The sequence below is a fragment of the Pseudomonas sp. NUPR-002 genome, assembly GCF_056322725.1.
Genome location: NZ_CM150476.1, coordinates 4,974,378 through 5,000,119, shown reverse-complemented (window position 1 = coordinate 5,000,119; position 25,742 = coordinate 4,974,378). Strand labels below are relative to the sequence as shown.

Annotated in this window: 23 protein-coding genes; 16 read left to right on the top strand and 7 right to left on the bottom strand. The window is 60.6% G+C overall.

What is annotated here, in order from left to right:
- Positions 1 to 33: 33 nt before the first annotated feature.
- Positions 34 to 501, top strand: coding sequence for a VUT family protein (locus tag ACVWSC_RS22990; protein ID WP_442109341.1), 468 nt, complete (start codon positions 34 to 36; stop codon positions 499 to 501).
- 94 nt (positions 502 to 595) lie between these two features.
- Complete coding sequence (gene purT / locus ACVWSC_RS22985) at positions 596 to 1,777, top strand: formate-dependent phosphoribosylglycinamide formyltransferase (RefSeq protein WP_442109340.1); 1,182 nt, start codon at positions 596 to 598, stop codon at positions 1,775 to 1,777.
- A 93-nt stretch (positions 1,778 to 1,870) separates the two neighbouring features.
- On the opposite strand, the gene ACVWSC_RS22980 is transcribed toward purT, so the two are convergent.
- From ACVWSC_RS22980 to ACVWSC_RS22970, 3 genes are all read right to left on the bottom strand, one after another.
- Positions 1,871 to 3,175 (bottom strand): MFS transporter, encoded by a 1,305-nt coding sequence (locus ACVWSC_RS22980; protein ID WP_442109339.1) that lies wholly within the window; start codon positions 3,173 to 3,175, stop codon positions 1,871 to 1,873.
- Positions 3,176 to 3,441: 266 nt separating this feature from the next.
- Positions 3,442 to 4,656, bottom strand: a complete 1,215-nt coding sequence (locus tag ACVWSC_RS22975) for a transporter associated domain-containing protein (protein ID WP_442109338.1) — start codon at positions 4,654 to 4,656, stop codon at positions 3,442 to 3,444.
- Between the two features lie 13 nt (positions 4,657 to 4,669).
- Positions 4,670 to 5,482 carry a cytochrome C assembly family protein gene (locus ACVWSC_RS22970; protein WP_442109337.1) on the bottom strand — a complete coding sequence of 271 codons (813 nt, stop codon included), beginning with the start codon at positions 5,480 to 5,482 and terminating at the stop codon, positions 4,670 to 4,672.
- 196 nt (positions 5,483 to 5,678) lie between these two features.
- On the opposite strand from ACVWSC_RS22970, the gene ffh reads away from it, so the two are divergent.
- The 6 genes from ffh (at position 5,679) to ACVWSC_RS22940 (ending at position 9,740) form a co-directional block, all read left to right on the top strand.
- Positions 5,679 to 7,055, top strand: a complete 1,377-nt coding sequence (gene ffh, locus ACVWSC_RS22965; RefSeq protein WP_442109336.1) for a signal recognition particle protein — start codon at positions 5,679 to 5,681, stop codon at positions 7,053 to 7,055.
- 239 nt (positions 7,056 to 7,294) lie between these two features.
- Positions 7,295 to 7,546, top strand: a complete 252-nt coding sequence (rpsP, locus tag ACVWSC_RS22960) for a 30S ribosomal protein S16 (RefSeq protein WP_133216979.1) — start codon at positions 7,295 to 7,297, stop codon at positions 7,544 to 7,546.
- Positions 7,547 to 7,551: 5 nt separating this feature from the next.
- Positions 7,552 to 8,088 carry a ribosome maturation factor RimM gene (gene rimM / locus ACVWSC_RS22955; protein WP_442109335.1) on the top strand — a complete coding sequence of 179 codons (537 nt, stop codon included), beginning with the start codon at positions 7,552 to 7,554 and terminating at the stop codon, positions 8,086 to 8,088.
- 3 nt (positions 8,089 to 8,091) lie between these two features.
- Positions 8,092 to 8,844, top strand: a complete 753-nt coding sequence (gene trmD, locus ACVWSC_RS22950; protein ID WP_442109334.1) for a tRNA (guanosine(37)-N1)-methyltransferase TrmD — start codon at positions 8,092 to 8,094, stop codon at positions 8,842 to 8,844.
- Positions 8,845 to 8,886: 42 nt separating this feature from the next.
- Entirely contained in the window at positions 8,887 to 9,237 is a 351-nt protein-coding gene (rplS, locus tag ACVWSC_RS22945; RefSeq protein WP_010220244.1) for a 50S ribosomal protein L19, read from the top strand.
- Positions 9,238 to 9,332: 95 nt separating this feature from the next.
- Entirely contained in the window at positions 9,333 to 9,740 is a 408-nt protein-coding gene (locus ACVWSC_RS22940) for an acyl-CoA thioesterase (RefSeq protein WP_442109333.1), read from the top strand.
- A 72-nt stretch (positions 9,741 to 9,812) separates the two neighbouring features.
- Here the strand turns inward: ACVWSC_RS22940 and ACVWSC_RS22935 are convergent, their stop codons facing one another.
- A complete protein-coding gene (locus ACVWSC_RS22935; protein WP_442109332.1) occupies positions 9,813 to 11,609 on the bottom strand; it encodes a cation:proton antiporter in 1,797 nt (598 codons plus the stop codon).
- Between the two features lie 76 nt (positions 11,610 to 11,685).
- Between ACVWSC_RS22935 and xerD the strand changes: the two genes are divergently transcribed.
- The 5 genes from xerD (at position 11,686) to ACVWSC_RS22910 (ending at position 17,872) form a co-directional block, all read left to right on the top strand.
- Positions 11,686 to 12,582: a site-specific tyrosine recombinase XerD gene (gene xerD, locus ACVWSC_RS22930; protein ID WP_442109331.1), complete on the top strand. Its 897-nt coding sequence runs from the start codon at positions 11,686 to 11,688 to the stop codon at positions 12,580 to 12,582.
- Between the two features lie 144 nt (positions 12,583 to 12,726).
- A complete protein-coding gene (gene dsbC, locus ACVWSC_RS22925; RefSeq protein ID WP_442109330.1) occupies positions 12,727 to 13,461 on the top strand; it encodes a bifunctional protein-disulfide isomerase/oxidoreductase DsbC in 735 nt (244 codons plus the stop codon).
- A gap of 81 nt (positions 13,462 to 13,542) precedes the next feature.
- The gene (locus tag ACVWSC_RS22920; protein ID WP_442109329.1) at positions 13,543 to 14,847 is read left to right on the top strand and encodes a homoserine dehydrogenase; all 1,305 of its coding nucleotides are present in this window, start codon (positions 13,543 to 13,545) and stop codon (positions 14,845 to 14,847) included.
- A 103-nt stretch (positions 14,848 to 14,950) separates the two neighbouring features.
- Entirely contained in the window at positions 14,951 to 16,360 is a 1,410-nt protein-coding gene (gene thrC / locus ACVWSC_RS22915; RefSeq protein WP_442109328.1) for a threonine synthase, read from the top strand.
- 213 nt (positions 16,361 to 16,573) lie between these two features.
- On the top strand, positions 16,574 to 17,872 hold the full coding sequence (locus tag ACVWSC_RS22910; protein WP_442109327.1) for an EAL domain-containing response regulator: 1,299 nt from the start codon (positions 16,574 to 16,576) through the stop codon (positions 17,870 to 17,872).
- A 66-nt stretch (positions 17,873 to 17,938) separates the two neighbouring features.
- Here the strand turns inward: ACVWSC_RS22910 and ACVWSC_RS22905 are convergent, their stop codons facing one another.
- Positions 17,939 to 18,823, bottom strand: coding sequence for a TIGR02285 family protein (locus ACVWSC_RS22905; RefSeq protein ID WP_442109326.1), 885 nt, complete (start codon positions 18,821 to 18,823; stop codon positions 17,939 to 17,941).
- A gap of 47 nt (positions 18,824 to 18,870) precedes the next feature.
- Complete coding sequence (locus ACVWSC_RS22900; RefSeq protein WP_442109325.1) at positions 18,871 to 20,070, bottom strand: CaiB/BaiF CoA transferase family protein; 1,200 nt, start codon at positions 20,068 to 20,070, stop codon at positions 18,871 to 18,873.
- 130 nt (positions 20,071 to 20,200) lie between these two features.
- Here ACVWSC_RS22900 and ACVWSC_RS22895 point away from each other — a divergent pair, with 130 nt between their 5' ends.
- From ACVWSC_RS22895 to ACVWSC_RS22885, 3 genes are all read left to right on the top strand, one after another.
- Entirely contained in the window at positions 20,201 to 20,743 is a 543-nt protein-coding gene (locus ACVWSC_RS22895; protein WP_442109324.1) for a YaeQ family protein, read from the top strand.
- Between the two features lie 102 nt (positions 20,744 to 20,845).
- Positions 20,846 to 22,555, top strand: coding sequence for a single-stranded-DNA-specific exonuclease RecJ (recJ, locus tag ACVWSC_RS22890; RefSeq protein ID WP_442109323.1), 1,710 nt, complete (start codon positions 20,846 to 20,848; stop codon positions 22,553 to 22,555).
- 116 nt (positions 22,556 to 22,671) lie between these two features.
- Positions 22,672 to 23,778: an NADH:flavin oxidoreductase/NADH oxidase gene (locus tag ACVWSC_RS22885; RefSeq protein WP_442109322.1), complete on the top strand. Its 1,107-nt coding sequence runs from the start codon at positions 22,672 to 22,674 to the stop codon at positions 23,776 to 23,778.
- 95 nt (positions 23,779 to 23,873) lie between these two features.
- Here the strand turns inward: ACVWSC_RS22885 and ACVWSC_RS22880 are convergent, their stop codons facing one another.
- A complete protein-coding gene (locus ACVWSC_RS22880; RefSeq protein WP_442109321.1) occupies positions 23,874 to 25,736 on the bottom strand; it encodes an NAD(P)-binding protein in 1,863 nt (620 codons plus the stop codon).
- Positions 25,737 to 25,742: the final 6 nt, after the last annotated feature.

The window sequence follows — 25,742 nt, the reverse complement described above, 5'->3', positions numbered from 1 at the left end:
GTACCCTGTAGCGCTTGCCCTGCGGTTAATCCCATGCCTTTTCTGATTGCCTATATCAGCAGCGTTGTGCTGATCAACTACGCCTTCTCCAGCGCCCCGCACCTGGATGTCATCTGGTCGGCCTGGGGCGGTTTGGTATTTATCCTCCGCGACATGGTGCAGACCCGCTATGGTCATGGCGCGCTGGTTGCCATGCTGGTAGCGCTGGTGCTGTCGTATGTCACCTCCGAGCCTGCCATCGCCCTGGCCAGTGCCACTGCCTTTGCGGTCTCGGAGCTGATCGACTGGCTGGTGTTCAGCATCACCAAGCGCCCGCTGCACGACCGCTTGTGGTTGAGTTCAGCGCTGAGCATCCCGATCGACACGTTCATCTTCTTTGGCATGATCGGCGCCTTGACCCCTGCGGTCGTTGGTACCGCCCTGGCCTCCAAGTTCGCAGGCGTTACAGCGGTGTGGCTGATCATGGCCTGGCGTCTGCGCAAGCGTGCCCTTGCCGGTTGAGGCCCTGCGCCCGGCTTCATGTAAAATGGCGCTCCTTTTCACCGGGTTGCCCCTTGAAGGGCGGCCCTGGAATCCTTCCCTCTGAGGACCTGAAATGACCCGTATCGGAACCCCATTGTCGCCAACAGCGACCCGCGTACTGCTGTGTGGCTGCGGCGAGCTGGGCAAGGAAGTGGTGATCGAGCTGCAGCGCCTGGGCGTTGAAGTGATTGCCGTGGACCGTTACGCCGATGCGCCGGCCATGCAGGTGGCGCATCGCAGCCATGTGATCAACATGCTCGATGGCGCCGCCCTGCGCGCAGTGATCGAGGCTGAAAAGCCGCATTACATCGTGCCGGAAATCGAAGCCATCGCTACTGCGACCCTGGTTGAGCTGGAGAACGAAGGCTTCAACGTGGTGCCCACCGCGCGTGCCACTCAGCTGACCATGAACCGTGAAGGCATTCGCCGCCTGGCGGCCGAAGAGCTGGACTTGCCGACCTCGCCCTACCACTTCGCCGACACCTTCGAAGACTACCGCAAGGCGGTCGAAGATCTCGGTTTCCCGTGCGTGGTCAAGCCGGTGATGAGTTCCTCCGGCAAAGGCCAGAGCCTGCTGCGCAGCAACGACGATGTCCAGAAAGCCTGGGACTACGCGCAGGAAGGCGGCCGTGCAGGCAAGGGTCGGGTGATCATCGAAGGCTTCATCGATTTCGACTACGAAATTACCTTGCTGACCGTGCGTCATGTCGGAGGCACCACCTTCTGCGCACCGGTTGGTCATCGTCAGGAGAAGGGCGATTATCAGGAGTCCTGGCAGCCTCAGGTCATGAGCCCGAAAGCCCTGGCCGAGTCCGAGCGTGTGGCCAAGGCCGTGACCGAGGCGCTGGGTGGCCGCGGACTGTTTGGCGTAGAGCTGTTCATCAAAGGCGATCAGGTGTGGTTCAGCGAAGTGTCGCCGCGTCCACATGACACCGGCCTGGTGACCTTGATCTCGCAAGACCTGTCGCAATTCGCCCTGCATGCGCGGGCCATTCTTGGCTTGCCGATTCCGTTGATCCGTCAGTTCGGGCCGTCGGCCTCGGCGGTGATCCTGGTGGAAGGGCAGTCGCAACAAACCGCGTTCGCCAACCTCGGTGCCGCGTTGAGCGAGCCGGATACCGCCATTCGTCTGTTTGGCAAACCTGAAGTCAACGGCCAGCGCCGCATGGGCGTGTGCCTGGCCCGTGATGAGTCGATCGAGGCTGCACGCGCCAAGGCGACCCGTGCTTCCCAGGCAGTCAAGGTAGAGTTGTAATCCCGGTGGGAGCGGGCTTGCCCCGCGATGCGATTTATCTGTGACATCGCATCGCGGGGCAAGCCCGCTCCCACAAATCAAACCCTATGAGCCTTACAGCTCCGAATGCCGGGTTTCTTTCAGGCATAACACAGCAATCAGGCTCAACAGCGCCGCCGCTGACACATAGCCCCCCACCCAGCTCAATCCACCCATCGCCACCAGCTTCTGGGCGAAGAAGGGTGCTGCCGACGCGCCGACAATACCGCCGAGGTTATAGGCCGCCGACGCCCCGGTGTAACGCACATGGGTCGGAAACAGCTCAGGCAGCAGCGCGCCCATCGGTGCGAACGTCACCCCCATCAAGAACAGCTCGATGGCCAGGAACAGTGCCACTCCGGCAGTGGAGCCCGAGGTCAACAGCGGCTGCATGGCAAAGCCCGAGAGAATCGCCAGTACCGCACCAACAATCAGCACCGGCTTGCGCCCATAACGGTCACTGAGCCAGGCCGACAGCGGCGTGGCCAGGGCCATGAACAAGACTGCGAAGCACAGCAGGCCGAGGAAGGTTTCGCGGCTGTAACCCAGGGTCGAGACACCATAGCTGAGCGAAAACACCGTCGAGATGTAGAACAGCGCGTAGCACACCACCATCGCCGCCGAACCCAGCAGCACCGGCATCCAGTATTGCGAGAACAGCTCGACAACCGGCATTTTCACCCGTTGGTGCTGGGCTACGGCCTTGGCGAAGATCGGCGTTTCTTCGAGCTTCAGGCGCACATACAGGCCAACGATCACCAGTGCTGCGCTGAGCAGGAAGGGAATGCGCCAGCCCCAGCTACGGAACTGCTCGTCGGTGAGCAGCATGGCTAGGGCCAGGAACAGGCCGTTGGCTGCCAGAAAACCAATGGAGGGGCCCAGCTGCGGGAACATGCCGAACCAGGCGCGTTTGCCTTTGGGCGCGTTTTCAGTGGCCAGCAGGGCTGCACCGCCCCATTCACCGCCCAGCCCCAAACCCTGGCCGAAGCGCAGTACACACAGCAGGATCGGCGCCCAGGCACCAATGCTGTCGTAGCCCGGTAGCACGCCGATCAGTGTGGTACACACGCCCATCAGCAACAGCGAGGCGACCAGGGTCGATTTACGCCCGATACGGTCACCGAAGTGGCCGAACAGCGCAGAACCCAGAGGGCGAGCGAGAAAGGCGATACCGAAGGTAAGGAAGGCCGAGAGCATCTGCGCGGTGCCAGAAGTCTGCGGAAAAAATACCGGCCCGATCACCAGTGCGGCGGCGGTGGCATAAACGTAGAAGTCGTAAAACTCGATGGCAGTGCCGATGAAGCTGGCAGTGGCGACCCGTGCCGGGGAATTGCCGGGGCTGGCCTGAGTGGTTTCGGAGTATGTGCTGCTGGTTGTCATGCGATTGTCCCTGACAGTCGAGTGCTCCACGGGCACTGCAGCCGAGCTGCACAGGCAGGCAGCGGCACACAATGGCCCGAGCGTATTGTTGTTGATCGCGTGACTGAGCATACGCCCGTTGGGGGTAGGGGCGGCGCGGGCACTGTTGCGGGGTGTGAAGCAGTGCCGGTAAAAGCGCGTTATTCAGTGGTGCGCACTGGCCGGGAGGCGCTGAAAGCGGGTAGCAAGCGTGACGGCCAGGCTGGGTAAGCGTGATGGGAGTATAGCTAGCGAGGGACAGTCCAGACCAGTATGCGGCTGGCGCAATTGTCTTCTGTTTCGAGAATTTCCAGGCGATATCGGCCGATTTTCAAGCACACAGCGCTCGGCGGGATGCTTTCCAGGGCTTCGGTGACCAGACCGTTGAGGGTTTTCGGGCCGTCACTGGGCAGGTGCCAGCCGAGGCTGCGGTTCAGCTCGCGTATCGACACCGCGCCTTCGATAACGAAACGGCCATCGGCTTGCGGGTGAATGTGCGGGTTTTCCTGGTGGTGCTCGTCTTCGAACTCGCCGACGATCTCTTCGAGAATGTCTTCAAGGGTGACGATGCCCAGTACCTCACCGTATTCGTCGACCACCACGCCGAGGCGCCGCTGTTGCTTGTGAAAGTTCAGCAGCTGCATTTGCAGCGGCGTGCTTTCGGGGACGAAGTACGGGTCGTAGCAGGCGGCATGCAGGGCTTCGCGGCTCAGCTCGGCCTTGGGCAGCAGGTGGCTGATCAGCTTGGTGTTGAGTACCGCTTCCACCTGGTTGATGTCGCTGTGATACACCGGCAGCCGGGTATGGCGGCTGATGATCAGTTGCTCGATGATCTTTTCGATCGGCTCGTCGAGGTTGATACCGTCGACATCGTTGCGCGGCACCAGGATGTCATTGACGGTGACTTTATCCAGCGCCAGCAGGCTTTCCGGCAGGTTCAGGCGGTGCTCGGCCTGTGGGTGTTCTTCGTTGTCGGCATCGCTTTCGTGCAACTCATGCAGGCTGACCGCATGGGCCTGAACGCGGAAGGGGCGCAGTAACAGCCGGGCGCAGCTGTCGAGCAACCAGGCCAGGGGCTGGAGTAGCTTCAGGGGTGCCTTGAGCAGACTGTTGCCCAAGGTAATGAAGGTGTGCGGGTTACGGCGGGCCAGTTGTCGCGGCAGGTATTCGGCCAGTACCAGCAGCAGGGCGGCGGCACTCACGCCGGCCAGCCAAAAGCCCTGTTCGCCGTTGTAGCGTTGGCCCAGTAAGCAGGCCAGGGCCAGCACCAATAGTTTGCCCAGGGTCGAGCAGAGCACCAGAGACTGTGGGGTTACCGCCAGCTCCGGGTGTTCACCCGTCAGGTCGTTGCGCCGTGCCGCGTTGAGTTGCTGCTGGGCGGCATCCACCGCCGTGAACAGTGCCGACCAGAGCAGGGCCAATGCCATTATGGCAAGTAAGGGTCCTAACGGCAGAGCGTCCATTTACCTGTGCCCGTCAGATATGCAGGATGAATTCACGCACCAGCTTGCTGCCAAAGTAGGCCAGCATCAGCAGGCAGAAACCGGCCAGGGTCCAGCGGATTGCCTTGTGACCACGCCAGCCCAGGCGCGTACGGCCCCACAACAGCACGGCGAAGACAATCCATGCCAGGCAGGCCAGCAAGGTTTTGTGCACCAGGTGCTGGGCAAACAGGTTGTCGAGGAACAGCCAGCCGGAAATCAGCGACAGCGACAGCAACGCCCAGCCGGCCCAGAGAAAGTCGAACAGCAGGCTTTCCATGGTTTGCAGGGGCGGGAAGTTCTTGATCAGCCCCGATGGGTGTTTGTGCTTGAGCTGGTGATCCTGAAGCAGCAGCAACAACGCCTGGAACACGGCAATGGTGAACATGCCATAGGCCAGGATCGACAGCAGGATATGCGCGAGGATGCCCGGCTCTTCATTGATCAATGGCACGGTGCCCGGTGGCGCGAACTGCGACGTCAGTGCCGTGAGCATGCCCAGTGGGAACAGCAACAGCAGCAGGTTTTCCACCGGAATGCGCAGGCAGGCCAGCAGGGTCAGGGCAATCACTGCGGTGGCAATCAGACTGGCGGCACTGAAGAAGTCCAGGCTCAGGCCCAGCGGCGTGAGTAACTGCCAGCAGAGCGCCGTGCCCTGGGCAATAACGGCCAGCAGGCCGAGCACGCCGAGCAGGCGTTTGTCAGCCTTGGCGCCTTGCGCCAGACGGGAGCCTTGATAGAAGGTCGCGGCCGCGTACAGGCAGGCGGCGATCAAATTGGGTAGCAAGCTGGGTGACAAAGGGAGCATAAGTCCTGTTAGGCAAGCCCGAAAAGAGTTGAGTTTGGCATAGAACGCGTCCGCCAAGGAAGACTGCTAGCCGACGGCGAGGTGTGCGCTGGGCCGAGTCTTCGTTATAATCGCCGACCTGCCCCTGCCCAAGGCCCGTCGAATACGCCAGAGGCAGCTGATAAACCTCGGTTCTACAGAGCCTGAAAGGATCACCATGTTTGAAAACCTGACCGACCGTCTGTCACAGACGCTACGCCATGTCACTGGCAAGGCCAAGCTGACTGAAGACAACATCAAAGACACGCTGCGTGAAGTGCGCATGGCGCTGCTCGAAGCTGACGTCGCCCTGCCGGTGGTCAAGGATTTCGTCAACAAGATCAAAGAGCGTGCGGTCGGCACCGAAGTGTCGCGCAGCCTGACCCCAGGCCAGGCCTTCGTGAAGATTGTCCAGGCCGAGCTCGAAGAGATGATGGGGGCGGCCAACGAAGAGCTGAGCCTCAATGCTGCGCCGCCGGCCGTGGTGCTGATGGCCGGTCTGCAGGGTGCGGGTAAAACCACCACCGCCGGCAAGCTGGCGCGCTTTCTTAAAGAGCGCAAGAAGAAGTCGGTCATGGTGGTCTCGGCCGACGTTTATCGTCCGGCGGCGATCAAACAGCTGGAAACCCTGGCGGGTGATATCGGCGTTACTTTCTTCCCGTCCGACATCAGCCAGAAGCCTGTGGCCATTGCTGAAGCGGCGATCCGCGAAGCCAAGCTGAAATTCATCGACGTGGTCATCGTCGACACCGCCGGTCGTCTGCACATCGACGCCGAAATGATGACCGAGATCAAAGACCTGCACGCCGCGGTCAAGCCGATCGAAACCCTGTTCGTGGTCGACGCCATGACCGGTCAGGACGCGGCCAACACCGCCAAGGCCTTTGGCGACGCACTGCCGCTGACCGGCGTGATCCTCACCAAGGTCGACGGTGACGCCCGTGGCGGTGCGGCGCTGTCGGTGCGCGCCATTACCGGCAAGCCGATCAAGTTCATCGGTATGGGTGAAAAGACCGAAGCGCTCGAGCCGTTCCACCCTGACCGTATTGCCTCGCGCATCCTCGGCATGGGTGACGTGCTCAGCCTGATCGAGCAAGCCGAGCAGACCCTCGACAAAGAAAAGGCCGACAAACTGGCCAAGAAGCTGAAGAAGGGCAAGGGCTTCGACCTCGAAGACTTCCGCGATCAGCTGCAACAAATGAAGAACATGGGCGGCCTCGGTGGCCTGATGGACAAACTGCCAAGCATCGGCGGTGTCAATCTGGCGCAGATGGGCAATGCCCAGGGCGCCGCCGAAAAGCAGTTCAAGCAAATGGAAGCGATCATCAACTCCATGACCCCGGCCGAGCGCCGTGACCCTGAGCTGATCAGCGGTTCGCGCAAGCGTCGGATTGCCATGGGTTCCGGCACCCAGGTGCAGGACATCGGCCGCTTGATCAAGCAGCACAAGCAAATGCAGAAGATGATGAAGAAGTTTTCTGCCAAAGGCGGCATGGCCAAAATGATGCGCGGCCTGGGCGGTATGATGCCCGGCGGCGGCATGCCCAAGCTGTAACCCGATTCAGATCGTCGGCGCGAAAGTGGGCCGGCGATCGGAACCCCGCCGTTGGCGGGACACTGCTGCCTTTATAGAGAGGGCAGCGCAAACCGCAGATCAGCAGGCAAGCCTTTTAACCATTGGTAAAAAGGCATTTGCAAAAGTCCGGATATTCCTTGAGAATATGCGGCCTTTCGGGCACCCGTGTGCCCGCTGTGCATTATGATTTGCAGCACCGACTACAGGAACGATGTTCAATGCTAACCATCCGTCTTGCCCGTGGCGGCTCCAAAAAGCGCCCATTCTACACCCTGACCGTGACCGACTCGCGTAACCCGGTTACCGGTTCGCACATCGAGCAGGTTGGTTTTTTCAACCCTATCGCTCGTGGTCAGGAAGTTCGTCTGTCCCTGAAAGAAGACCGCGTTGCTCACTGGCTGAGCGTTGGCGCACAGCCGTCTGAGCGTGTTGCTCAGCTGCTGAAGGAAGCTGCCAAGGCTGCTGCCTGAGCAATATGAACGCGACGCCAGAAAGTGCTAATGACCTGATCGTTGTTGGCAAGATTTTCTCGGTTCACGGCGTTCGCGGCGAAGTGAAGGTGTATTCCTTTACTGATCCGATTGAAAACCTGTTGGAGTACCGCAACTGGACGCTTCGGCGCGAAGGCGTGGTGAAACAGGTAGAGCTGGTCAGTGGCCGTTCCACTCAAAAGGATCTGGTCGCCAAGCTCAAAGGCCTCGATGATCGTGATGAAGCCCGTCTTCTGAGCGGTTATGAGATTTGTATCTCGCGGAGCCTTTTGCCCAACCTGCCTAGCGACGAGTACTACTGGTACCAGTTGGTAGGTCTGAAAGTCATCAACCAGGACGAACAACTGTTCGGCAAGGTTGATCACCTGTTGGAGACCGGCGCGAACGATGTATTGGTGGTCAAGCCCTGCGCGGGCAGCCTGGATGATCGCGAGCGGTTGTTGCCCTATACAGAGCAATGCGTGCTGGCAATCGACCTGGATGCAGGCGAAATGAGGGTGGAATGGGACGCGGACTTCTAAGCAATGGCCAGCCTGCGCGTAGACGTCATCACGCTGTTCCCCGAGATGTTCTCGGCCATCAGTGAGTACGGCATTACCAGCCGAGCGGTGAAACAGGGGTTGTTGCAATTGACCTGCTGGAACCCGCGGGACTACACCACAGATCGTCACCATACGGTGGATGATCGGCCGTTTGGCGGTGGTCCGGGCATGGTGATGAAGATCAAGCCTCTGGAAGACGCCCTGGTACATGCCAGGCAGGCAACCGGAGAGGCGGCGAAGGTGATTTACCTGAGCCCGCAAGGCCGCAAGCTGACACAGTCGGCGGTCAAAGACCTGGCGAGGCATGAATCGTTGATTCTGATAGCCGGTCGATATGAAGGCATCGACGAGCGCTTTATTGAAGCTCATGTTGATGAAGAGTGGTCGATTGGGGACTACGTATTGTCTGGTGGCGAGCTACCGGCAATGGTCCTGGTTGATGCGGTTACGCGGCTGCTGCCCGGAGCTTTAGGGCATGTGGACTCGGCGGAGGAAGATTCCTTCACTGATGGTCTGCTTGATTGCCCGCACTACACCCGACCGGAGGTGTATGCGGATCAGCGTGTTCCCGACGTGTTGCTTAGTGGCAACCATGCACACATCCGGCGATGGCGTTTACAGCAGTCCCTTGGGCGGACCTATGAACGACGCGCCGATCTTCTGGAAAGTCGCTCACTTTCTGGAGAAGAGAAGAAGCTGCTCGAGGAGTACCTCCGAGAGCGGGACGATAGTTAACGTATCGATGGTAGATCCGACGATTTACCTTAGGAGCACAGCATGACCAACAAAATCATTCAGCAGATCGAAGCTGAGCAGATGAGCAAAGAGATCCCTACCTTTGCCCCGGGCGACACCATCGTCGTTCAGGTGAAAGTGAAGGAAGGTGACCGTTCGCGTCTGCAGGCTTTCGAAGGCGTTGTCATCGCCAAGCGTAACCGTGGTCTGAACAGTGCTTTCACTGTTCGCAAGATCTCCAACGGTGTTGGTGTTGAGCGTACTTTCCAGACCTACAGCCCGCAAATCGACAGCCTGGCCGTGAAACGTCGTGGTGACGTGCGTAAAGCCAAGCTGTACTACCTGCGCGACCTGTCCGGTAAAGCCGCTCGCATCAAGGAAAAACTGTCCTGATGACAGTTTGACCGGCGGCTACGGTCGCCATGCGAAAAAAAGCAGCCTTCGGGCTGCTTTTTTGTTGTCTGTAATTTGTCCCCGATGTGAGTGTTATGAGCCCCAGAGAGCAGGAAATCGAACGCCGTACCGAACTGTCGGTGACCCGCGTCACCAAAGCGGTGTTCCCGTCTACCACCAACCACCACAACACCTTGTTTGGTGGCACTGCCCTGGCCTGGATGGACGAAGTGTCGTTCATCGCCGCAACGCGTTTTTGCCGTTTGCCTTTGGTCACCGTGTCTACTGACCGTATCGACTTCAAACACCCGATTGCTGCAGGTTCCATCGTTGAACTGGTAGGCCGCGTAGCGACGGTGGGCAATACCAGCCTCAAGGTTGAGGTTGAAGTGTTTGTCGAAAGCATGAGCTGCGACAGCCGCGAGAAGGCCATACATGGCCTGTTCAGCTTTGTCGCGATCGATGAAGACAAACGCCCGGTCCCCGTATTACCCGGCCTGTAGGAGCGGGCTTGCCCCGCGAGAGGGCATGACAGACAAACCGCAATCGCGGGTCAAGCCCGCTCCCACCTGCGGTCACTCCGGCTGAATCAACGCCACCACCGTCCACCCGGCGCTGGGCTTGAGCACGCTGTCAGGCCCGAACACATGCACCCAGCCGCTGGCGTCGCGGGCGAACAGCAAGGTCGCCCGTTCGCCATGCAGGGCCTGATAGTCCTCCCAGCCAAAAGCATCGGTCAGGTGCGTGCTGTACAACTCGGCGCCGTGGTGCATCTGGTTGGCGAGCTGTACGTATGTCAGCGCCTGACTCCCCAGAACATGACCACGGTGTTCGTCACTGGCGCGATGCTTGTCACTGCGCCGGGTTTCCAGGCCGCTGGCCAGCACGAACAAGCGCGCATGACCAAAGTCATGACGAAAGCGCGCGCAGGCCAAAGTGTTCAGCTCCCCTGAAGGCGAGAGGCCGAGCAGGTGGCCGAGGCCAACCAGGTCCAGGTGCGCATCGGCATGCTGCGAGGCAGGGTTGCCAAAGTAGGTGGGCAATCCTTCCATGCGCGCGGCACGAATATTCTCCCAGCTGGAGTCGGTCAGCAGCACGCGGCAGTCGAGTTGCTGCAGGGCTTTGGCGATGGCCCGGGCAGGTGGGTTGGCACCGACGATCAGAAAGCCGCTGGGGGCCGGTTCGGCAACTTTCAGCAGGCGGGCCAGTGGCCGTGCCGTTGCGCTTTGCAATACCACCGTGCCGATGATCACCGCAAAGGTCAGTGGCACCAGTAGTAGAGCGCCCTGGTGCCCTGCCTCGTATAACCGTACAGCGAAGATCGCCGACACTGCTGCGGCAACGATCCCGCGCGGCGCAATCCAACTGAGCAGGGTGCGCTCACGCCAGTTCAGTTGCGAGCCCCAGGTCGACAGGGCGACGTTCAGTGGCCGTGCAATCAACTGGATCACCAGCAACAGCGCCAGCACGGCCGGGCCCAGGCCGATCAGGGCGTTCAGGTCCAGGCGTGCCGCCAGGAGGATGAACAGCCCGGAAATCAGCAGCACACTCAAGTTTTCCTTGAAGTGCAGAATCTGCCGGACATCCACCCCTTTCATATTGGCCAGCCACATCCCCATGATGGTCACCGCCAGCAAACCGGATTCATGCATGACCTGGTTGGAGGCGATGAAAATTCCCAGCACGGCAGCCAGTGAGGCGAGGTTGTGCAGGTATTCGGGAAGCCACTGTTCACGCATGATCTGACCGAGAATCCAGCCGCCAGCGGCGCCAAAGGCACTGCCGCAGAGAATCACTCCGGCAAAGGTCATCAGGCTGTGGCTCAGCCCTTCGCCTGCGGCGCTGGCAATGATGAAGCTGTAGACCACCACGGCAAGCAGGGCGCCGATCGGGTCAATGACGATGCCTTCCCAGCGCAGGATATTGGCAATGGTTGATTTCGGCCGTACCACGCGCAGCATCGGCACGATCACTGTTGGGCCGGTGACCAGGGTCAAGGTGCCGAACAAGGTCGCCAGCATCCAGTCAAAGCCGAGCAGCCAGTGGGTTGCCAGGGTAATGATGATCCAGGTCGACAGCGCGCCGAGGGTCACCATGCGCTGCACCACCGAGCCGATCTCGCTCCACTGCGACAAGTGCAGGGTCAGGCTGCCCTCGAACAGAATCAGTGCCACCGCCAGCGACACCAGCGGCATCAGCAGCGGGCCGAACATTTCTTGCGGGTCGAGCCAGCCCAGCACCGGGCCGGCCAGAATACCGCTGAGCAGAAGGAAGAGAATGGCCGGTAGTTTCAGGCGCCAGGCCAACCACTGGCAGGCGAGGGCGGCAGCTCCGATGCCGCCGAAGGTCAGCAAAATCTGTTCTTCGCTCATTCCAATTCCCTATGCCAACCGTGTTGTGGAAGACTAGCGTTTATTTTTCGTTTATGTCTTTTGCCTTCGAGTTGTCATGCCCGCACTAGAGCATCCCCTGATTGACCAGTTCCTTGATGCCCTGTGGCTGGAAAAAGGCCTGGCCGACAATACCCGCGAGTCCTACCGCAGTGACCTGGCGCTGTTCAATGGTTGGCTGCAGGAGCACGGTGTGGCATTACCTGACGCCGGGCGCGAGCTGATTCTCGATCACCTGGCCTGGCGCCTGGATCAGGGCTACAAGCCGCGCTCGACGGCGCGCTTTCTCTCTGGCGTACGCGGGTTTTACCGCTATTTGCTGCGCGAAAAGTTGATCGCTGTTGATCCAACGCTGCAGGTCGACATGCCACAGCTAGGTCGGCCGCTGCCCAAGTCGCTGTCTGAGGCCGACGTAGAAGCGTTGCTGCAAGCACCGGATCTGAGTGAAGCGATTGGCCAGCGTGACCGTGCCATGCTGGAAGTGCTCTACGCCTGCGGCTTGCGCGTCACAGAGCTGGTTAGCCTGACCCTGGATCAGGTCAACCTGCGCCAAGGCGTGCTGCGGGTGATGGGCAAGGGCAGTAAAGAGCGCCTGGTGCCGATGGGCGAAGAGGCGGTGGTATGGCTGGAGCGCTACGTGCGCGATGGGCGCAATGAAATGCTCAACGGGCGCCCGAGCGATGTGCTGTTCCCCAGCCTGCGCGGCGAGCAGATGACCCGCCAGACCTTCTGGCATCGGATCAAGCATCAGGCCCAGGTGGCGGGTATCAGCAAGAGCCTGTCGCCGCATACCCTGCGCCATGCCTTCGCCACTCACTTGCTCAACCATGGCGCTGATCTGCGTGTGGTGCAGATGCTGCTGGGGCATAGCGATTTGTCGACTACCCAGATCTACACCCATGTCGCCCGGGCACGTTTGCAGGAGCTGCATGCCCGTCATCACCCCAGAGGTTGATCGCTGGCGCGTGTCGCGTGCGGGGTCGGTCTGTGCCGACAGGTTGTGGTAGGCTTGGACGGTTTGTATCAAGGGCCGTCCGAGCGCCGCCATTTCAGTCTGCGTGCTGCGTGACCGACCCTTTGCCCGCCTTCAGGAGTTTCCATGCGCGTGACCCAGATTATCGCCACCGCCGCCCTGGCGCTGGTCAGCACCTTTGCCGCTGCCGCCGACAACGCCGAGCAGGCGATCCGCAAGACCTTGCAGACGCTGGACATCGGCGTGCCCGTCGAGAGTGTTGCCACCAGCCCGCTGAACGGTCTGTATGAAGTCAAGCTCGCAGGTGGTCGCGTGCTGTATGCCAGCGCCGACGGCCAGTTCGTGGTGCAGGGCTATCTGTTTCAGATTCAGGACGGTAAACCGGTCAACCTGACCGAAAAAACCGAGCGTCAGGCCATCGCCAAGAGCATTAATGCTATTCCAGCGGCCGAGATGGTGGTTTATCCTGCCAAGGGCGAAACCAAATCGCACATCACTGTGTTTACCGACACGACCTGCCCGTACTGCCACAAGCTGCACGCCGAAGTCCCTGAGTTGAACCGCCGCGGTATCGAAGTGCGTTACGTTGCCTTCCCGCGCCAGGGTCTCGGTTCCCCGGGCGATGAACAATTGCAAGCCGTTTGGTGCTCCAGCGACCGTAAAGGCGCACTGGACAAAATGATCGACGGCAAAGAAATCAAGGCTGCCAAGTGCGCCAACCCGGTTGCCAAGCAATTCCAGCTGGGCCAGTCGATTGGTGTCAACGGAACCCCGGCCATCGTCCTTGAGGACGGCCAGGTGATCCCGGGTTACCAACCGGCGCCACAGGTTGCCAAGCTGGCGTTGGCCGGCAGCAAATAAATCAACAAGCAAGCCGCCACCATGGGGAGGCGGCTGTTTTCACGAACGGCTGCAGGCCGTTCGTTCAATGGGGAGTTCACAGTGAAACCGGTCAAAGTAGGCATCTGTGGGTTGGGGACCGTCGGTGGCGGAACCTTCAATGTACTTCAGCGAAACGCCGAGGAGATCGCCCGCCGTGCCGGGCGTGGTATTGAAGTGGCACAGATTGCCATGCGTTCGCCAAACCCGAATTGCCAGATTACCGGTACCCCCATTACCGCTGACGTATTCGATGTTGCCACGAACCCGGAAATCGACATTGTCATTGAGTTGATCGGTGGCTACACCGTGGCCCGCGATCTGGTGCTCAAAGCCATCGACAATGGCAAGCACGTGGTTACCGCCAACAAGGCGCTGATCGCTGTGCACGGCAACGAGATCTTTGCCAAGGCGCGCGAGAAAGGCGTTATCGTCGCTTTCGAAGCCGCCGTGGCCGGTGGTATTCCGGTGATCAAGGCGATTCGTGAAGGCTTGTCGGCCAACCGCATCAACTGGGTAGCCGGGATCATCAACGGTACCGGTAACTTCATCCTCACGGAAATGCGCGAGAAAGGCCGGGCCTTCCCCGACGTGCTGGCAGAAGCTCAGGCCCTGGGGTACGCCGAAGCCGACCCGACCTTCGACGTCGAAGGCATCGATGCGGCGCACAAGCTGACCATTCTGGCTTCGATCGCCTTTGGTATCCCGCTGCAGTTCGACAAAGCCTATACCGAAGGCATCACGAAGCTGACCACCGCTGATGTGAACTACGCCGAGGCGCTGGGTTACCGGATCAAGCACCTGGGCGTAGCACGCAGCACTGCCAACGGTATCGAGCTGCGCGTACACCCGACGCTGATCCCGTCCGACCGTCTGATCGCCAACGTCAATGGCGTGATGAACGCTGTGATGGTCAATGGCGATGCCGCCGGTTCGACCCTGTTCTACGGCGCTGGCGCCGGCATGGAGCCTACCGCCTCGTCGGTAATCGCCGACCTGGTCGACGTGGTCCGCGCGATGACCTCCGATCCGGAAAACCGCGTTCCGCACCTGGCCTTCCAGCCCGATGCGCTGTCGGCACATCCGATTCTGCCGATCGAAGCCTGCGAATCGGCGTACTACCTGCGCATCCAGGCCAAGGATCACCCAGGGGTGCTGGCCCAGGTCGCAAGCATCCTCTCGGAGCGTGGCATCAACATCGAGTCGATCATGCAGAAGGAAGTCGAGGAACAGGACGGCCTGGTGCCAATGATCCTGCTCACCCACAGTGTGGTCGAACAACGCATGAACGACGCCATTACCGCCCTGGAAGCCTTGCAGGATGTGGTCGGCAACGTGGTACGTATCCGCGTCGAACAACTGAATTGACATTAGCTGCAAGCGGTCAGCTGCAAGCTGCAAGGTAACGCCCGATAACGGGGACTTGCGGCTTGAAGCTTGAAACTTGAAGCTCACATAAAGGTTTGCACACATGCGCTACATCAGTACCCGCGGCCAGGCACCGGCCCTGAATTTCGAAGACGTCCTGCTTGCAGGCCTGGCCAGCGATGGCGGCTTGTACGTGCCGGAAAATCTGCCACGTTTCACGCAAGAAGAAATTGCTTCCTGGGCTGGCCTGCCGTATCACGAGCTGGCATTCCGGGTGATGCGCCCGTTCGTCACCGGCAGCATTGCCGATGCCGATTTCAAGAAAATCCTCGAAGAAACCTACGGTGAGTTCGCTCACGCCGCCGTCGCGCCGCTGCGTCAGCTGAACAGCAACGAATGGGTGCTGGAGCTGTTCCATGGCCCGACCCTGGCGTTCAAGGACTTTGCCCTGCAACTGCTCGGTCGCCTGCTCGATCACGTGCTGGCCAAGCGTGGCGAGCGCGTGGTGATCATCGGCGCCACCAGTGGCGACACCGGTTCGGCCGCCATCGAAGGGTGCCGTCGTTGCGACAACGTCGACATCTTCATCCTGCACCCGCATCAGCGTGTGTCGGAAGTTCAGCGCCGGCAGATGACCACCATCTTCGGTGAGAACATCCACAACATCGCCATCGAAGGCAACTTCGACGACTGCCAGGAAATGGTCAAGGCCAGCTTCGCTGACCAGGGCTTCCTCAAGGGCACTCGCCTGGTGGCGGTCAACTCGATCAACTGGGCGCGGATCATGGCCCAGATCGTTTACTACTTCCACGCAGCCCTGCAGTTGGGTGGCCCGGCGCGTTCGATCGCGTTCTCGGTACCTACCGGCAACTTCGGCGACATCTTCGCTGGCTACCTGGCGCGCAACATGGGCCTGCCGATCAGCCAGCTGATCGTCGCTACCAACCGCAACGACATCCTGCACCGCTTCATGAGCGGCAATCAGTACGTCAAGGAAACCCTGCACGCGACCCTGTCGCCGTCGATGGACATCATGGTCTCGTCCAACTTCGAGCGCCTGCTGTTCGACCTGCACGGTCGTAATGGTGCAGCCATTGCCGGTCTGATGGACAGCTTCAAGCAAGGTGGCGGTTTCAGCGTCGAACAAGATCGCTGGACCGAAGCGCGCAAGCTGTTCGACTCGCTGGCCGTAGACGACGCGCAAACCTGCGAAACCATCGCTGAAGTCTTCGCCCAGACTGGTGAAGTGCTGGATCCGCACACCGCCATCGGCGTTAAAGCCGCCCGCGAATGCCGCCGCAGCCTGGATACGCCAATGGTGGTGCTGGGTACCGCGCATCCGGTCAAGTTCCCTGAAGCGGTGGAAAAGGCCGGTGTCGGCAAGGCGCTGGAGTTGCCAGCGCATTTGAGCGACCTGTTCTCCCGTGAAGAGAAGTGCACGGTGCTGGCCAACGACCTCAAGGCGGTACAGGCCTTTGTCAGCCAGCATGGCAACCGTGGCAAGCCGCTCTGATCGAGCCGAACGAAGCCCGTCACTGACGGGCTTTTTTTTGGCGGTGGGAGCGGGCTTGCCCCGCGATTGCGATTTGCCAGGCACATCGCATCGCGGGGCAAGCCCGGTCCCACGCAGTTAGATTCGTCCTTCACAACTTTAGGAAATTTCTGATAGGTAGCAATAAACCGTTTGTCTAGAGTGACGCCTGACTGCAACAGTGGGGTAAAGCACATGCGCTCACTCAAGGTCCTGATTCTGGAGGATCACCCATTCCAACTGATGGCCTTGCATCAGATGCTCAATGCCAACGGCGTATTTGACGTGCTGACCGCAGAGTCCGTGGCGGTCGCCTGCGAGGCGCTAGCGCATCGGGGACCGGTCGATATCGCCATTTGCGACTTGCAGATCGAAGGTGCAGACGGCCTGCAATTGATTCGCCACCTGGCCGAAAACAACCTGGCCCGTGCGCTGGTCATTTTGAGTAGCGCTGAGATGAGTGTGATCGACGGTGTAGCGGCGCTGGCTGAGCAGATGGGCCTGACTGTACTGGGCAGCGTGCAAAAGCCGGCCAGTTGCCTGCTCCTGAACCAGCTGTTGCGCCGTTATCTGCAGCAGGCGCCTGGCGAGCCTCAGCCTGCCACTGTGCAGCTTCCAAAAAAACTGTTGGACCTGAGCGCATCCGAACTGGCGCACAGTAAAGAGCAGTGGGTTGTTCACTACCAACCCAAGGTTGCCCTGGACGGCGCGTTGGTCGGCGCTGAGGCGCTGGTACGCTGGCAGCACCCTCGCCTGGGGACCTTGTCGCCAGCGCAGTTCATTCCGTTGTTTGAACGCGCCGACCTGATTGACACCTTGAGCTGGCATGTACTGGACCACGCGCTGGCATTTAGCACACAAGTGCAAGCATCGACTGGCAAAGCTCTGCCGGTGGCGGTCAATATTGCTCCACAACTGTTGCTGCGCGAAGACTTTCATCAGCAGGTCAAGGCCGCGTTGCAACGCCATGCGGTTGCGGCCAATGACTTGACCCTGGAAATTGTCGAAACTGCAGGCAGCACATTGAATGATCGTCAGCTTGAAGGCTTGTTGCATCTGCGCATTCTGGGCTGCCAGTTGTCTATCGACGACTTTGGCATGGGCGAATCCAATATGCAGCGTCTGCTCGAATTACCCTTCAGCGAGTTGAAGCTGCCCAGCGAGTTCGTTCGCGGCATGGGCCAGGATGGCCGCAAGGCCGCCGTGGTGGCCGGTGCCTTGATCATGGCGCAGCGCATGAACCTGAACGTGGTCGTTGAAGGCGTGGAAACTGCTGACGACCTGCAGGCGATCAAGGCACTGGGGCAGCCGGTCCTGCAAGGCTACTTCATCGCCCGGCCAATGCCGGGGGAGGCGTTGCTCGAGTGGATCGCCACTCGCAATGAAAGTGCTTTGCACGATGACTGCGAAGGAACCTTTAGCGCAGCCAGCAATCAGAGCATGCAAGGACAGTTGAGCGGCGCTTTGCTCCGGTGCTCCTCAACAGTCAGATGAAGTCCCATCAGACTTCGATTTAGCCTCGGGCGGTCTCCCCAACGTCCGGGGCTTCTTTTTGCCTGCTCATGGCGAATCGGGGAAAAACTGCTGGCTGTCTTGCAGATAGCGCTCACGCAGGTTCGGGTCCAGCCACTGTGCGTACAGGTTTGGCAATGTATCGCGGCGCAGTGACGTGAGCAGTTGGTTGATATGGCCGATGGCTTCACGCCCCAATGGCGTATCGGCGCAGCCGACGTGGATGAACTGGTAACGGGCCACGCCTTGAATGGGATAAAAGCGGTAGTCGCTGGTTTGCCAGCCCTGTTGCTGAATCAGGTAACGCGCTTCTGGCCAATAGCCCAGCAACAGCTGCAGACGCTGGCGCTTTTGCATCTCGAGCAAGTTGCTGACTGCATCATTGCCGTAGTGGCGGCTGAGCGTCTCGGTGGGCAGGGTTTTGAGCAGGGCGTCCACCGGAGGGCTGTAGCTGCGCTCGGCAACCACCCCCAGTTTCAGCGGCGTACCGGCAAGCAGTGTACGCAGGTCGACCTCCTCATTGTTCACGTAAGGCGCGAGCAGTGGCTGGTCTTGCTTACGGACCACCAACCCACTGCTCAGCACCCCGAGGCTCGGCTGTGAAAAATGCACATACTGCGCGCGCTCCGGGGTCCATAGCAGGGTAGGGTCACAGGTGAGTCGGTGCTCTTGGAGCATTTGATTGCCGCGTGCGCGATTGACCCGGATGATGCTGTGATCGTACTCGGGCATCTGCTCGATCAGCAGGGGCAGCAGCTGGTCCACCACCCCCTGGCCTTTGCTCGAGCCTTCGAAAATGGTCAGGGGCGGCAGGTCGCGCAGCACCCAGAGCATGCGCTCCTTGGCCCAGGCCGCAGCGGGAATGGCACTCAGCAAGGTACAGCTCAGCAGTGACAACAGCGTACGACAGCGCAGGCGCCCGCGTTTGCTCATGTACGAGTCTCCACCCTCAGGCTGGTAACAGGATTAGTTGCGACGTGTCATACCGCGCCCTGCTCACGCAGGCGGGCGATGGCCGGTGCGTCATAACCCAGCTCGCCGAGCAATTGTTCGGTGTGCGCGCCCAGTTCCGGGCCGACCCATTCGCTGGAACCCGGCGTTTCCGAGAGCTTGGGCACGATCCCCGGCATCTTGAACGGTTTGCCGTCGGGCAGTTTGGCCTGCAGGAACATTTCGCGGGCGAGGAATTGCGGGTCGCTGAACATGTCTTCAGCGCTGAAGATTCTGCTGGCGGGCACCTGCGCGTCATTGAGCACCTGCATCAAGGTGTCCAGCGGCACACTACGGGCCCAACGGTCGATCACCGCGTACAGTTCGTCGCGACGCAGGTCGCGGCCGTCATTGCTGGCCAGCGCCGGGTCGTCGGCCAGGTCCTGACGGCCGATCGCTTGCATGAAGCGCTTGAAGATCGCATCGCCGTTGGCGCCGATCTGCACATGCTTGCCATCGGCACTGGTATGAATGGACGAAGGCGTGATGCCGGGCATGATGTTGCCGGTGCGTTCGCGAATAAAACCGAACACATCGAACTCGGGCACCATGCTTTCCATCATCGCGAAGATCGCCTCATACAAGGCGACATCGACCACCTGGCCTGCACCGCCATTGACCTCGCGATGACGCAAGGCCATCAGTGCACCGATTACACCCCAGAGCGCGGCAATCGAATCGCCGATGGAAATCCCGGTGCGTACTGGCGGGCGGTCTTCGAAACCGGTGATGTAGCGCAGCCCGCCCATGGATTCACCGACCGCACCAAAGCCGGGTTGGTCTTTCATCGGCCCGGTCTGGCCGAAGCCGGACAGGCGCACCATGACCAGCTTCGGATTGAGGGCGTGCAAGGTGTCCCAGCCCAGCCCGAGCTTTTCCAGCACCCCGGGGCGGAAGTTTTCGATGAGGATGTCCGCTTCGGCCAGCAGCTTTTTCAGGATCTCAATGCCTTCGGCGTGCTTGAGGTTGAGGGTCAGCGACTGTTTGTTGCGAGCCTGGACAAACCACCACAGTGACGTGCCTTCATAGAGCTTGCGCCATTTGCGCAGCGGGTCGCCGCCGTCGGGCGATTCGACCTTGATCACCTGCGCGCCGAACTCCGCGCAGATGCGCGAGGCAAACGGGCCGGCGATCAAGGTGCCGAGTTCAATGACTTTAAGGCCGGCGAGGGGTTTGCTGGGCGTAGGCATAAGGCGTCCGTGGCAGCTGGTCAGAACTCCCGTTTTTATCACAGCTGCGCCTGTGCAGATACTGCCGCGGCGCAAGGAGCCTGCGGATCGGTTAGACTGGGCGACTTTCCTTGCCGCAAGAAGCCCGTCCATGGCCCAGCCGTCCACCACCTACAAGTTTGAACTGAACCTCACCGACCTCGACCGCGGCGTGTACGAAAGCGTCAAGCAGACCATCGCCCGGCATCCGTCGGAAACCGAGGAGCGCATGGCCGTGCGCCTGCTGGCGTATGCCCTGTGGTACAACGAGCAACTGAGCTTTGGTCGCGGCCTGTCGGATGTCGACGAAGCTGCGCTGTGGGAGAAGAGTCTGGATGACCGCATCCTGCACTGGATCGAAGTCGGTCAACCGGATGCCGAACGCCTGACCTGGTGTTCGCGCCGCACCGAGCGTACCAGCCTGCTGGCCTACGGCAGCCTGCGCGTGTGGGAAAACAAGGTGATTCCGGCAGTGAAGAACCTCAAGAACCTGAACATTGCCGCTGTTCCGCAAGAGGTCCTGGAAACCCTGGCCACCGACATGCCGCGGGCGATCAAATGGGACGTGATGATCAGTGAAGGCACGGTGTTCGTGACTGACGACCGTGGCCAGCATGAAGTCCAATTGCAGTGGTTGCTCGGTGAGCGCGGCTGATTCTTGACCTGCTGATCGCGGGGCAAGCCCGCTCCTACAGAAGGCCTTGTGGGAGCGGGCTTGCCCCGCGATAACCTACCCAACTCCCCCGAAAGAACCCTCATGCGCATCGAACCACGCCCCTTGCCAGCCATCCTGCCCGCTCTCGGCGATCTACCACCGCTGCTGACCCGTCTGTACGCCGCCCGTGGCGTGCAAAGTGCCGCAGAGCTGGACAAAAGCCTGGCACGCCTGCTGCCCTACCAGCAGCTCAAGGGCATCGATGCAGCGGTCGACTTGCTGGTCGAAGCGCTGGCCGAACGCCAGCGCATTCTGATCGTTGGCGACTTCGACGCCGATGGCGCCACCGCCAGTACCGTGGGGATGCTGGGTTTGCGTTTGCTCGGCGCAGCGCATGTCGATTACCTGGTGCCCAATCGTTTTGAATACGGTTACGGCCTGACCCCGGAAATCGTCCAGGTTGCCCTTGAGCGCCAACCCCAGTTGTTGATCACCGTCGACAACGGCATTTCCAGTGTCGAAGGCGTGGCGGCGGCCAAGGCTGCCGGGCTCAAGGTGCTGGTCACCGATCACCATTTGCCCGGACATGAACTGCCGTTGGCCGATGCCATCGTCAACCCCAACCAGCCAGGCTGCACCTTCCCGAGCAAGGCCTTGGCGGGTGTCGGGGTGATTTTCTATGTGCTGATGGCATTGCGCGCGCGCCTGCGCAGCCTCGGCCACTACGACAACGCAGCGCAACCGAACATCGGCGAATTGCTCGATCTGGTGGCATTGGGCAGCGTTGCCGACGTGGTGCCGCTGGACGCCAATAACCGCATCCTGGTGCATCAGGGCCTGGAACGGATCAGGGCAGGGCGGGCACGGCCGGGACTCAAGGCAATCCTCGAGGTCGCCCGCCGCGACCATGCGCGCATCACCTCTACCGATCTTGGCTTTATTCTCGGGCCGCGGCTCAATGCCGCCGGTCGTCTGGACGACATGAGCCTGGGCATTGAATGCCTGCTCAGCGACGACCCGAACCTGGCGCGGGAGATGGCCGGTCAACTGGATGAGCTGAACCAGGACCGCAAGTCCATCGAGCAGGGCATGCAGCGCGAGGCCTTGGCCCAGCTCAAAGACTTGCCGCTGGAGTCGATGCCCTTCGGCCTGTGCCTGTTTGAACCGGACTGGCATCAGGGCGTGATCGGTATTCTTGCCTCGCGCCTGAAAGAGCGCTATCACCGGCCAACCATTGCTTTCGCCGATGCCGGTGAGGGCATGCTCAAGGGCTCGGCGCGGTCGGTGCCGGGTTTTCACATTCGTGACGCGCTGGATGCGGTCGCGGCGCGTCATCCGCAACTGATCAGCAAGTTCGGTGGCCACGCGATGGCCGCTGGCTTGTCGCTGCCGGCTGACAACTTCCCGGCCTTTGCCCAGGCGTTCGATGAAGAAGTACGCAGGCAACTGCGCGAAGACGACCTGACCGGGCGACTGTTGTCGGATGGCACGCTGGCGGTTGAAGAGTTTCACCTGGAACTGGCACGTGCCCTGCGCCATGCCGGGCCGTGGGGCCAGCACTTCCCCGAGCCACTGTTTCATGGGGTGTTTCAACTGGTTGAGCAACGGGTAGTGGGCGAACGTCACCTGAAAGTGGTGCTTAAAAGCGAGTGCGGTTCGGTCAGGCTCGACGGCATTGCCTTTGGTGTCGATCGCGAGGTGTGGCCCAACCCGACCGTGCGTTGGGTCGAGCTGGCCTACAAGCTGGATGTCAACGAGTTCCGTGGTCAGGAAAGCGTACAGCTGATGATCGCGCATATGGAACCGCGCTAACCCCGGGGGCAAAGTGGTCTAGGCTCAAAATGATTGGTCGATGAACCTGCGGGGAAGATTCTGTGGTCGGCCGGTCAACCATCTGGAGCCTTACCACTTGATTTGAGAGGTGCCCCATGAGCCTGCTGCTTGAGCCCTACACCCTGCGCCACCTGACCTTGCCCAATCGCATTGCAGTTTCACCGATGTGCCAATACTCCAGTGTCGATGGCCTGGCCAATGACTGGCACCTGGTTCACCTGGGCAGCCGTGCGGTGGGCGGTGCCGGGCTGATTCTCACTGAAGCGACGGCGGTCACCGCCGATGGCCGCATCACCGCCCAGGACCTGGGCCTGTGGGATGACGCACAGATCCCGCCGTTGCAACGTATCACCCGTTTCATAACCGCCCAGGGCGCGGTACCGGGTATTCAACTGGCGCATGCCGGGCGCAAGGCCAGTACCCATCGGCCCTGGCTGGGTAAATCGGGCAGTGTCAAAGTCGAAGAGGGCGGCTGGCTGCCCATCGGGCCCTCGAAGATCGCCTTCGATCCACAGCACACCCCCCCTGCGGAAATGACCAAGGCGCAGATCGATGAGGTTATCCAGGCGTTTGTCGATGCTGCACAGCGTGCGTTGAAAGCAGGTTTCAAGGTGGTTGAAGTGCATGCCGCCCACGGGTACTTGCTGCACCAGTTCCTATCACCCTTGAGCAACCAGCGCCGGGATGAATACGGCAGTTGCTTCGAAAACCGCATTCGCCTGACCTTGCAGGTGACGGAAGCCGTGCGCGAAGTCTGGCCGGAGGAATTGCCGGTATTTGTGCGGCTGTCGGCGACCGACTGGGTGGAAGATGGCTGGAACCCGGATGAAACCGTGGCGTTGGCCAAGCGCTTGCGGGCTTTGGGTGTGGACCTGATCGACGTGTCGTCCGGTGGTACCTCGGTGAATGCCGAGATTCCTACCGGCCCAGGCTACCAGACGCAGTTTGCTGCCAAAGTGCGGGAAGAGGCAGGGATTGCCACAGGGACGGTCGGCATGATTACCGACCCGATGCAGGCTGAAACCATCTTGCGTACGGCGCAGGCCGATATCATTTTCCTGGCGCGCGAGCTGCTGCGTGATCCTTATTGGCCATTGCATGCCGATGATGACCTGGGCGGCAACAAGGCAACCTGGCCGGCGCAGTATCAGCGTGCGACCAGCCGGGCCAATCCTATTCATGAGTCAGATTTGCGCGATTGATCTGAACTGACCGGTGGGAGCGGGCTTGCCCCGCGATTGCGTTCTATCAGAAGAATCGCTATCGCGGGGCAAGTCGGATCGCCGCACCGCCGCTCCTACGTGAGTTCTCCGACTGCTCGCCAGGCTTCGTCAATTGCGGCATGGGCATAGGCGCTCCAGGCCGCATCCGAGTTGGCAATGCTGACGTTGCCCAACGGTTTGCGCGCCAGTTCCATCCATTGCTCGGTCTGTTCAGGATCGTCGTACAGGGTATTGGTGAAGCAGGCATAGCCGTGCGGCCAGCGATTGACGGTGATCGCCAGAATGTCCTGGTTGTGGTCGAAACCGCCCGGGCCGAGCATGCGTTGCAGTTGTTCGCGCAACTGCGTTTCCAGTTCTTCGAATGGGGTGCCATACAGGCGCCCACGGCCGGCACGCGCCTGGTCGCGGCTGTTCATGCCGCTGTCGGGGCTGGTTGGCACATAGACCATGTGCAAGCCGATGGGCTGCGCCGGATCGCGCGGGTGTTCATAGCCACCCATGCTGACCGGGTAGTCCAGTTTGATCCGGCTGTACGGTTGGGTGGCGGCGTAGATTTCATGCACGCCGAGCTTTTGAAAGGCCTGCCAATTGCGCACGATGACCTTGGTGTAGACCAGCGGCAACTTCACGTTCTGGCTCAGGGCGTGGGCCTGCTCGGCGGGCAGGTCGCGCAACAGGTACGGGATCATCATGTTGTAACAGGCCAGCACGCAGTGTTTGCCGCGCACCTGGGCCAGTTGCCCGTCTCGGCTGTAGCCGACATTCACTCCACCCTCGTGATTGCGCACGCTGACCACGGTACTGTTCAGGCGCAAGCGTACCGGCTGTCCTGCGCGGTCAAGCTGGCTGTAGTCGAATTTGGCCAGCACGATGTCTTCCATATCGTTGCCCGCAGCCACCGACGGAATCAGGCTGCGTACCAGCAAGCGTGCCAGCGAGGCGTTACCGTCGGGGAAGTGATAGATGTACGGTTCTTCCATTTCCGCCTGGGCTTCCTCGCCGATCGGCTCCAGGTTCATGGCGGCAAAGCCGGGGAAGCCAACGTAGTAGGCGTCTGCCGCCGCTACCGTATCAATACTCAGGGCCATGAAGTCATTGGTACGGCCCTGAAAGTACTTCACCGCCGTCGCTGACAGACCGACGTCCTTGAGCAGAAAATCCTGGTAACTGGTGCGTTCCAGGTAGGTCGTCTTGTCTGCCTGCGATTTGCCGGCCAGGTAGTCGCGGGGCGCTTCGTGCAGGTCGATCAGCGCTTGCCGGTCGCTTGGCGACAGCGGGAAGTCATTGATGAAATCGCGCACCGAGCGCGCGTTAAGCTGCTCGGGCGCGATGTCGTCAGCCACCATCGGCGTCGGGTCGCCGCTAACCAGCTTGTCTTCACCAAAGTGTTCTTTGTCGAAAAATACCCCGCGTGACAAACCCAGGTCTGGATAGAAGCTGCGGTCGAAGGCGGTTTCAAAGCGCTTGATGTCGACTCCGAGCTTTTTCAGCAGCGCGTTGACCTCGGCGCTGTACAGATGATTGGGTGACTGGAAGGCTTCGCTGCCACCGTAGCCAAGAATCATCCGCCCACCGGCGCTGAACTCGTTGCGCTTGGCATGCCCGCCAAAGTCGTCGTGGTTTTCAACGATGAGGATTTTCGCTGACGGGTGTTTTTCCCGATAGAAGAAGGCGGCTGCCAGCCCGCTGATGCCACCACCGACGACCACCAGATCGTAGGTTTCGCTGATCGGCAGTGCGTCGGTATCGAAGGTAGTCTTCTCCCAGCCCATCTGGTGGGCCACTTCGAAGGCGCCGACGTGGCTGCCGCGCAGGCCGGTCAGCGCTGGCGGGTAGTAGCGGCCGCCTTCGGCCGCTTGCAGCAGTTGCAGCGGCGTCAGGCCGGCTGCGATGCCGATAGCGACTCCATTGATGAAGTCGCGCCGGGTAATTTCCATGGGTTT

Bases quoted from the DNA above. Each gene is read 5' to 3' on its own strand.
- ACVWSC_RS22910 (WP_442109327.1), top strand. From the start codon at position 16,574: ATGCGCTCACTCAAGGTCCTGATTCTGGAGGATCACCCATTCCAACTG.
- ACVWSC_RS22970 (WP_442109337.1), bottom strand. From the start codon at position 5,482: ATGCTCCCTTTGTCACCCAGCTTGCTACCCAATTTGATCGCCGCCTGC.
- xerD (WP_442109331.1), top strand. From the start codon at position 11,686: ATGCCCGCACTAGAGCATCCCCTGATTGACCAGTTCCTTGATGCCCTG.
- ACVWSC_RS22885 (WP_442109322.1), top strand. From the start codon at position 22,672: ATGAGCCTGCTGCTTGAGCCCTACACCCTGCGCCACCTGACCTTGCCC.
- ACVWSC_RS22980 (WP_442109339.1), bottom strand. From the start codon at position 3,175: ATGACAACCAGCAGCACATACTCCGAAACCACTCAGGCCAGCCCCGGC.
- ACVWSC_RS22935 (WP_442109332.1), bottom strand. From the start codon at position 11,609: ATGAGCGAAGAACAGATTTTGCTGACCTTCGGCGGCATCGGAGCTGCC.
- ACVWSC_RS22905 (WP_442109326.1), bottom strand. From the start codon at position 18,823: ATGAGCAAACGCGGGCGCCTGCGCTGTCGTACGCTGTTGTCACTGCTG.
- recJ (WP_442109323.1), top strand. From the start codon at position 20,846: ATGCGCATCGAACCACGCCCCTTGCCAGCCATCCTGCCCGCTCTCGGC.
- ACVWSC_RS22990 (WP_442109341.1), top strand. From the start codon at position 34: ATGCCTTTTCTGATTGCCTATATCAGCAGCGTTGTGCTGATCAACTAC.
- ACVWSC_RS22940 (WP_442109333.1), top strand. From the start codon at position 9,333: ATGAGCCCCAGAGAGCAGGAAATCGAACGCCGTACCGAACTGTCGGTG.
- ACVWSC_RS22975 (WP_442109338.1), bottom strand. From the start codon at position 4,656: ATGGACGCTCTGCCGTTAGGACCCTTACTTGCCATAATGGCATTGGCC.
- trmD (WP_442109334.1), top strand. From the start codon at position 8,092: ATGGCCAGCCTGCGCGTAGACGTCATCACGCTGTTCCCCGAGATGTTC.
- dsbC (WP_442109330.1), top strand. From the start codon at position 12,727: ATGCGCGTGACCCAGATTATCGCCACCGCCGCCCTGGCGCTGGTCAGC.
- ffh (WP_442109336.1), top strand. From the start codon at position 5,679: ATGTTTGAAAACCTGACCGACCGTCTGTCACAGACGCTACGCCATGTC.
- rplS (WP_010220244.1), top strand. From the start codon at position 8,887: ATGACCAACAAAATCATTCAGCAGATCGAAGCTGAGCAGATGAGCAAA.
- ACVWSC_RS22895 (WP_442109324.1), top strand. From the start codon at position 20,201: ATGGCCCAGCCGTCCACCACCTACAAGTTTGAACTGAACCTCACCGAC.
- rimM (WP_442109335.1), top strand. From the start codon at position 7,552: ATGAACGCGACGCCAGAAAGTGCTAATGACCTGATCGTTGTTGGCAAG.
- thrC (WP_442109328.1), top strand. From the start codon at position 14,951: ATGCGCTACATCAGTACCCGCGGCCAGGCACCGGCCCTGAATTTCGAA.
- ACVWSC_RS22880 (WP_442109321.1), bottom strand. From the start codon at position 25,736: ATGGAAATTACCCGGCGCGACTTCATCAATGGAGTCGCTATCGGCATC.
- ACVWSC_RS22900 (WP_442109325.1), bottom strand. From the start codon at position 20,070: ATGCCTACGCCCAGCAAACCCCTCGCCGGCCTTAAAGTCATTGAACTC.
- rpsP (WP_133216979.1), top strand. From the start codon at position 7,295: ATGCTAACCATCCGTCTTGCCCGTGGCGGCTCCAAAAAGCGCCCATTC.
- purT (WP_442109340.1), top strand. From the start codon at position 596: ATGACCCGTATCGGAACCCCATTGTCGCCAACAGCGACCCGCGTACTG.